The 5,868-nt window shown below is 58.8% G+C and carries 5 protein-coding genes; 3 read left to right on the top strand and 2 right to left on the bottom strand.

Annotated elements, in window-relative coordinates:
- Positions 1-1,253: endonuclease MutS2 (locus tag HKN37_02295; GenBank protein NNE45471.1), on the bottom strand; the 1,253-nt coding region annotated here is incomplete at its 3' end.
- A 36-nt stretch (positions 1,254-1,289) separates the two neighbouring features.
- Complete coding sequence (locus tag HKN37_02290; GenBank protein ID NNE45470.1) at positions 1,290-2,291, bottom strand: NTP transferase domain-containing protein; 1,002 nt, start codon at positions 2,289-2,291, stop codon at positions 1,290-1,292.
- Positions 2,292-2,547: 256 nt separating this feature from the next.
- Between HKN37_02290 and HKN37_02285 the strand changes: the two genes are divergently transcribed.
- The 3 genes from HKN37_02285 to HKN37_02275 all read left to right on the top strand — a co-directional run bounded on the left by HKN37_02285 (position 2,548) and on the right by HKN37_02275 (position 5,160).
- Positions 2,548-3,231 carry an OmpA family protein gene (locus HKN37_02285; GenBank protein NNE45469.1) on the top strand — a complete coding sequence of 228 codons (684 nt, stop codon included), beginning with the start codon at positions 2,548-2,550 and terminating at the stop codon, positions 3,229-3,231.
- Between the two features lie 89 nt (positions 3,232-3,320).
- Positions 3,321-4,028, top strand: a complete 708-nt coding sequence (locus HKN37_02280) for a TIGR00730 family Rossman fold protein (GenBank protein ID NNE45468.1) — start codon at positions 3,321-3,323, stop codon at positions 4,026-4,028.
- Positions 4,029-4,341: 313 nt separating this feature from the next.
- A complete protein-coding gene (locus HKN37_02275) occupies positions 4,342-5,160 on the top strand; it encodes a hypothetical protein (protein ID NNE45467.1) in 819 nt (272 codons plus the stop codon).
- Positions 5,161-5,868: the final 708 nt, after the last annotated feature.

Below are 5,868 nucleotides of genomic sequence, written 5' to 3'. Positions count from 1 at the left end.
GCCTCATCCATCATGCGACGCAGATTGCGCAGATGGGAGCTGAAGGTCGAGAGATCGTGCTCGATCGACTGCTCGTCGCCGATATCTACCAGTATCTTGGAATAGACAGGGAGATCGGTGGCTTCGTCGGCCGGAATGGGGATCCCGTGGCTGATCATCAGCCCGAAGAGTCCGACCGTCGCAAGTGCAACCGTCTTCCCTCCGGCATTGGGACCCGTGATCAAGACCGTGCGGCTGTCCGCCGAAAGATCCATCGTGAGCGGCACGACCGATCGCGCGCTTGCTAGATCCGAGTCGGCCAGGAATCGGAGCACGAGAGCGGGGTTGCGCGCCTCTACGATCGACAGGCGCACACCCTGGTTGAGGTGGGGCACTACGCCGTCGAGCTTGTTAGCGGTTCGTGCCTTCGCGCGCGCCACGTCGAACGCGGCCAGAACGTCCACCGCGTCCGCGAACTCACCGAGGCGACTGCGAATGGCGTCGGCGATCGATATCAGGATGAGCCGGATCTCCCGACGTTCCTCAGCCTGCAGCTCGCGAAGTTCGTTGTTCAGCTCGAGACAACTCGCCGGCTCGATATACACGGTCTGGCCCGTCCCGCTGGCATCCTGCACGAAGCCGCGCACCTTTCGTTTGGCCTCGGCGCGGATGGGGATCACCATCCGACCGTTCCGAATGGTAGGCTGTTCTTCCGTGGCGAACCCCGATGCAATTGCGGAGCGAAGCTCTTCGTTCAGAGACTTGCGCAGGTCGCGCTCACGCGAGACCATCGACCTCCGAATCCTCTGGAGCTCAGACGAAGCAGAATCCTTGATCCCGCCATCGCGATCAATCGACACCGATATCAGGCCTTCGACCTCACCGAAGTCCGCTAGCGGAGCCAGCATGGACGACGCCGCGGGGTACTTCTGTTGCCGATTCGCGAAATACGATCGAACTCGTTGCGACGAGGCCACGAACGCCGACAGATCGAGCAGTTGTTCTCCGTCCGCCAGGCTGCCGGCAGGTCTCAGCTGCTTGATCAGCGCGCCAATGTCCGGGAGTTCGGTCCAGTCGAGGGGGTCGTCAAATCGCAGCATCTGCTGGATCTCCTCGACGCACCCCAGCATGGACCTGATATCATCTTCGGTGTCGGCCGGTGATTCATCTTCAAAACACCGCCGTCCAGCGTCCGACGCCAGGTGCGAGGCGACGTCGTCCATGACGATCTGGAATCCCAGCTTGTCCGGAGCGGATTCAGGATAAACGAGCATGACGAGCCGGCCCCGAACCGGATACGGCGAACCCGATCAGACGCCGTCCAGCGTTGAGTGGTCGCCGATATTAGCCCGGACGGACTGATTTCGAACCTCGGCATACTGGCCGACAATCGAGTCCTCAAGCCGAGAATGTTGCACCACGCCGTTAGCAAATACGATGGTGTTGGTCAGAACGGAGTCCTCCACCACGGCTCCCGCCTCGATAGAGACGTTGGGGCCAATAACGGATCGGCTGACCCGTGCTCCGGCCGCCACGTAGGCGGGCTCGATAACGGTGCACGACTCGACGTCGCCCTGGAGTCCGTCCTGCTCCTTCGCGAGAATCCGCCAGGTCGTTTCCTTCAAGGCTGGAATGGTCCCGCAATCGAGCCACTCCGTCACCGATGCGGTACGAAAGACCTTTTCCTCTTTCAGCATGTCATCCAGCGCGTCCGTGAGCTCGTACTCGCCTCGACCGCTCTTGCGACCGTCCTTGATCATCGCGGCCAGCACCCGATTCAAGACGCCAAGATCGGCGACATAGTAGATCCCGATGAGCGCCTCATTCGAAATGAGTTCTCTGGGCTTCTCTACGAAACGGACGATTCGTTCGCCTTCGCGGACTGCAACGCCGAATCGGCTCGGGTCGTCCACAATCTTGACCCAGGCAATCACATCGGCGTCGCCCAGGTCCGAGAGGGGCTCCATGTCGAAGACGGTATCTGCAAATACGATCACACCGCTTCCCGACAGGTATTCCGTGGCAGCGTAGACCGCGTGACCGGTGCCGAGGGCCTCATGCTGAATCGGGAACGATGCCTTCATTCCGCGCTCTTTACAGATCTGGCGAAGCTGCTCTCGAATCGACTCACTGAAATCCGGTCCGAGAACAAAGACCCCTTCGCTGATCGGCTCGGGCAGCACGCGGGCAAACGTGTCCACGATGCGAGCGACCATCGACTCGCCACGTACCGAAAGGAGTGGTTTGGGAGTAACGTGAGAGTGCGGCCGGACGCGTGTGCCACGCCCTGCCATGGGAATAATCAGTTTCATGAACTAGCGGTGGGTGTGCTTTCGTGATGGGTCGTGATCTCGACACATGATCAACCGACAGAAAATAGGCATTGTGACCAAATCGCGGCTGATTGTGTTTTTCGGATGTGTCAATTACGCGGTTTTCGAAACGAACAGGTCGCTCTTGTGGTATCTGTTCGTAATATTCGGACTCTGCGGCCGGCATAGAGGGCGTTCGCCCGTCGCGGTCGTGTCCCCAAGCTGAATCCCCTCCCGCTAAATTGCTAGATATCTCATGAGAACGATTCAATCCCACAAGATCCTGTCGGCGGCGATGGTCGCCCTCATCGCAGTTTCCACGCTGATGGCCGGCGGTTGTGCGTCAGCGAACAAGACGACGAAAGGTGCCGGCATAGGCGCCGGCGCCGGAGCCGTTCTCGGTGGAATCATCGGTAGTCGCTCCGGTAACACGGCACGGGGCGCGATCGTCGGTGCTGCCGTCGGCGGCACGGCCGGAGCGGTCATTGGAAGCCAGATGGACAAGCAGGCCAAAGAGCTTGAAGAGGAGCTTGAAGGGGCACGCGTCGAGCGCGTGGGTGAAGGCATCCAGGTCACCTTCGACTCCGCGATCCTTTTCGGCTTCGACTCGGCAACGGTAAAGCCCGAAGCGAACGAATCCCTGAATTCACTCGCGACCAGCCTGCAGAACTATCCGAACACCGAGGTTGCCATTATCGGTCACACGGATGCCACGGGCCCGGAAGATTACAACCAGAAACTCTCCGAGCGGCGTGCAGATGCTGCCATGGCGGTGTTACTCAAGAGCGGCGTCGCACCTTCGCGTATCATGACACAGGGGCTTGGAGAAACGGAGCCGGTTGCTTCCAATGAAACACCGGAAGGCCGCGAGCTTAATCGGCGAGTCGAAGTCGCGATCTATGCAAGCGAAGAGTACCGGGATCAGGTTGAGGGTGGCTGATCACGTCGATCGCGGTACGTTACGTTGCTTTTTGTACGTGGTCGCAGGCATGCGGCGAGCGTCGTCTTATTGCATAAAACGAAAGGGCTATGTTGTCTAAACCTGCCAAGGGACTGAGTAATCAGGAGGCCGACGCGTGGCAGCAGGGTCGCGTAAAGGATCTCTGGCGGATATTCCGCATCATGTCGGAATTTGTAGAGGGATTCGAGACCATGTCGGAGCTCGGTCCGGCAGTTTCGATCTTTGGATCGGCGCGGACGAAACCGGGAGCGCCGTATTACGAGCTGGCGGTCGACGTGGCGAAGGTTCTGGTCGAGCATGGATACGGCGTGATTACCGGTGGCGGACCGGGCATCATGGAGGCGGCCAATAAGGGATGCCGGGAGGCTGGTGGAGATTCAGTCGGACTGAATATCGTGATCCCGCACGAGCAGATTGCCAATCCATTCATCGATCCCGACAAGCTGATCAACTTCGATTTCTTCTTCGTCCGCAAGGTCATGTTTTCGAAATACGCGCAGGGATTCATAGTGCTGCCCGGCGGATTTGGGACAATGGACGAGTTGTTTGAGGCTTTGACGCTCATACAGACGGGAAAATCGACGCGCTTCCCCGTGGTCATGATGGGATCCGAATTCTGGGGCGGACTCGTGGACTGGATCAGGGAGCAGCTTCTGGGACAAGGAAACATCTCGCCGGGAGATCTGGACCTCTTTCATGTGGTGGACGATCCAGGGGAAGCAGTCAAGATCATAGACGACTTCTACAGGGAGCATCTGTTGAGTCCGAACTATTAGTCACTCTGGCTCCCGGTTGCCTTCTATAGTGAACACCGGGATTTGAGGAGCCTCGACGTTAGATTCACGGAAGTTCTCCGATGAATGGGTTGAAATTGAGGTCGTGCAGTTCGTTTACTTACGTCCTCCGGCTTCATTTTCGACGCTGCGGGTGGATTGAAGGGCAATGATCAGCCCCCGTAAGCGTTTCTCAATAGTGCGTCCGGCACAATTGTGGCTTCCAGCGCGATGTGCGCAGCCGCAATCGGTTGTTTTCAAGATGTGAACAAACTCCAGCGAGGAAATGAGAATTTCAACATTATCGCCAGGTACGATGACTACGAAAAAAGCGCTTCGATCCGCACTTGCCACGTTCTTGTTTCTCGCTTTGGGAAGCAGTGCGGCCCTTGCTCAGGAGCACAAGGAAGTTTATAACGAGGCACTCGCAGCAGCAGGTGCAAAGCAGTACACCGTTGCCTACGAGAAGTATGAGAAGGCAGCGGAACTCGCGAAGGCAGCCGGCGACGACGAAGTCACGAATTCGTCTCTCAAGGTCCTTGCCCAACTCGACAAGATTTTCGGCAGCCGCGACTTCAAGAAGGGCAATTACGAGGCCGCGCTCACGTACTTCAACAAAGGGATCTCGCACAACCCGGCGTACATGCCGAACTACTACAACAAGGGACTCGCACTAAAGAAGCTGGACCGCATGGATGACGCGATGGCGGCGCTCAAGCTTGCCGCAGACGGGACGGATCGCAAGGTCGCGCGCGAAGCGGAGGAGTCGATTCGCTCTCACTACCACGCAGAAGCCTCCGGACTTCTAGCGAAGGCGAACCTGTCCGCATCCGATGCCGATCGTGCGCTTGGTCAGCTTGCGGAAATGGAGAAGTACGTAGAGCCGGATGCGGATTCGTATTTCTACATGGCGACGGCCTATTCCGCAAAGGGAGATTATGCCCAGGCCATCTCGATGGCGGACGAAGCCCTCAAGATCCATCGCGGCGGACGCAGCGACAAGGCGAAGATTCACTTCCTGAAGGGTGAGGCGCTAATGTATGCCGGTGATGCGGCAGCGGCGAAGGCCGAGTTTGCGAACGCGCAGTATGGCTCATATGCGCAGTCGGCGAAGCACTACATCGAGAACCTGTAGAACTGCGTTCGGCAAGAGTTAAGAAAGCCCGACCGGGATTACCGGTCGGGCTTTTTTTGTTTTGGAGGGGGTGAGTCCTTGGAGCCAGAACGATAGTAACGACCGATACGTACCCCTGACTCGTGTGCACCCGCGCTCTGCCCTTGTGCCCGGCCCTTACGCCCGGCCCTTGCGAATGCGAGGGAATGCGAGGGTTTGCGGGGAAGCGGGGATCCATGCGACGATGCGGTGCATGGGTCTCAGATGGATACCCGCCTTCGCGGGTATGACAGGGACGGTAGTCACCGCCCCGTTCGCACGAGCAGCCTATCAAGCCTGACGGTCACGTCTGTCATCCCGGGCGTTGACCCGGGATCCATGCGACGATGCGGTGCATGGGATTCAGATGGATACCCGCCTTCGCGGGTATGACAGCGGACGGTAGTCACCGCCCCGTTCGCACGAGCAGCCGATCAAGCATGGCGGTCATGCCAGTCATCCCCGGCGTTCACCCGGGATCCATGCGACGATGCGGTGCATGGGTCTCAGGTGGATACCCGCGTTCGCGGGTATGACAGCGGACGGTAGTCACCGCCCCGTTCGCACGAGCAGCCTATCAAGCATAACGGTCACGTCTGTCATCCCGGGCGTTGACCCGGGATCCATGCGACGATGCGGTGCATGGGTCTCAGATCGATGCCCGCCTTCGCGGGTATGACAGCGGACGGT

This window comes from Rhodothermales bacterium (genome assembly GCA_013002345.1).
GTDB lineage: Bacteria > Bacteroidota > Rhodothermia > Rhodothermales > JABDKH01 > JABDKH01.
Note: the sequence above shows the minus strand (reverse complement) of the source record. Positions and strands in the feature narration are given on the sequence as shown.